This is a genomic window from Anoxybacillus andreesenii (assembly GCF_030813005.1).
GTDB classification, from domain to species: Bacteria; Bacillota; Bacilli; order Bacillales; family Cytobacillaceae; genus Robertmurraya; species Robertmurraya andreesenii.
Window position 1 is genome coordinate 1 of the sequence record NZ_JAUSTU010000071.1, and the last position, 1,651, is coordinate 1,651.

A 1,651-nucleotide genomic window follows, 5' to 3' on the forward strand; every position below is an offset into this window, starting at 1 on the left:
CACTCCATGTAAAGTTGCGCAAAGTATCCCAGTCTATTTAATCATGGGTTTACTGGTATTTCATTAAATGTTGCATTTAATATTGCAATTTAAGAGTCGATTTCGGATGTTTTCTTGTCAAGAAAATAAACAATATTCCCCTGCTCCTCTAAAGGTGGAACAGGCATTGATAGATTTGCATATTTTTCTGCACTTACATTTTGAATTGTTGCTTGAATTGTATTTTCCCTGATCCAATCAGCGTATAACCCTGTTTGGGTATAGTAATACACCAACTTCGGTATTATTTTTGACTGATTAGGTCTATATCGAATTAAATAGCCTGCAAAACAAGCATCTAAATCGCCTTTATGAATATATGCCTTGCCAACAGTTGCCCCACTTCTTGCAAGCAAGATATCCCCATTATTTAACATATATCCTTTCGCTTTATCAAGGGGGAGAGACTTAAAGGTATCATTTTTTAGATTCCCATATGAATCCAAATCAGTGATTCGAATATATCTTGGTAGTTCCCTGTCATCCAACTCTGCTGACTCGTTTGCACCATACATCATAGGTTCATTAGAAAGATATTTCCACTTTACAACCTTCCAATTCTGCGGTATTTTCCCCACCCGATTTATACTACTTGAGTTATAATTATTATAATTCATCACCCCATCACCTTCTTCAACTTCTCCAAAATAATATCTTCCAACGCCTTAATTTCTTCTTTTATTTCGGCAGAGCTTCTTAGTGCTGTGTATTGGTAAAAATGGCGTGTAAATGGAATTTCATAGCCTATTTTTGTCTTTGATTCATCAATCCAAGCATCAGGTACATGCGGTTTTACTTCTCGTTCAAAGTATTCATAAATATCTTCTTTTAATGGCACATTCTCTGTATCTCTTAAGTCTGCATCTGGTTCTGGATTTCCTTTACCATCCTTACAAATATCAGCCATTTCATCTTTTTCTGATAAAGCACTTAGAATAGCTTTTAGTAATGGAGAGCCAATAGTTAAGTTCTTCTCCTTAAACAACTTTTTCAGTGTTTTTGTTAACTCTTCTCTATTTTTATAAAGAACATCTGATTTGATGGAAAGTAGTGCATCAATGATGTTTCTTTGTTGTTGCTCTCCTAACTCTATCTCTTTTAATCCTGCTTCACCCTTTTTCCTTGATTTCGCTAAGTTGGCAAATGCCGTTTGGTCATTGAGTCTGTTTATTCTCTCTTCGTCGATTTTAAAGTTCAGGCGTAACGGTCTTTCCACCGTAATTTTGTGATAACCGAAATCTTCATTGTCAAAGATTTTAACATGCTCACTTTCTTTTAATTCACCGTACATGCGAACAATTTCATGGATATGTTCCTCTGATAGCTCATTACGTTTGTTCCCCATACTTTTCTTCATCTTTTGATATAAATGTACAGCATTTATGAGTTGAATCTTCCCTTTTCGTAATGGACTTTTATTGTTTGTTAAAATCCAAATATAGGTTGAAATCCCCGTATTATAGAAGAGATCATTAGGCATAGATACAATACCTTCTACTAAATCATTTTCAATTAAATCGGATTAACCCCCGAATTTTGGACAATATCACTCTTAATCTAGCTTTTTCTTAAAATTACATTGTTTTTCGTTTCCTTTTGTCCTTTTTGGAGT

At 34.4% G+C, this 1,651-nt stretch carries 1 protein-coding gene and 1 pseudogene; both read right to left on the bottom strand.

Features of this window, described 5'->3' with window-relative positions; genetic code table 11:
• Nucleotides 1-89 precede the first annotated feature (89 nt).
• Entirely contained in the window at nt 90-656 is a 567-nt protein-coding gene (locus tag J2S07_RS21775) for a restriction endonuclease subunit S (protein ID WP_307152460.1), read from the bottom strand.
• Nucleotides 656-1,555, bottom strand: a pseudogene (locus J2S07_RS21780) (N-6 DNA methylase); the annotation flags it as partial. The pseudogene J2S07_RS21780 and the gene J2S07_RS21775, both read right to left, overlap by 1 nt.
• Nucleotides 1,556-1,651: the final 96 nt, after the last annotated feature.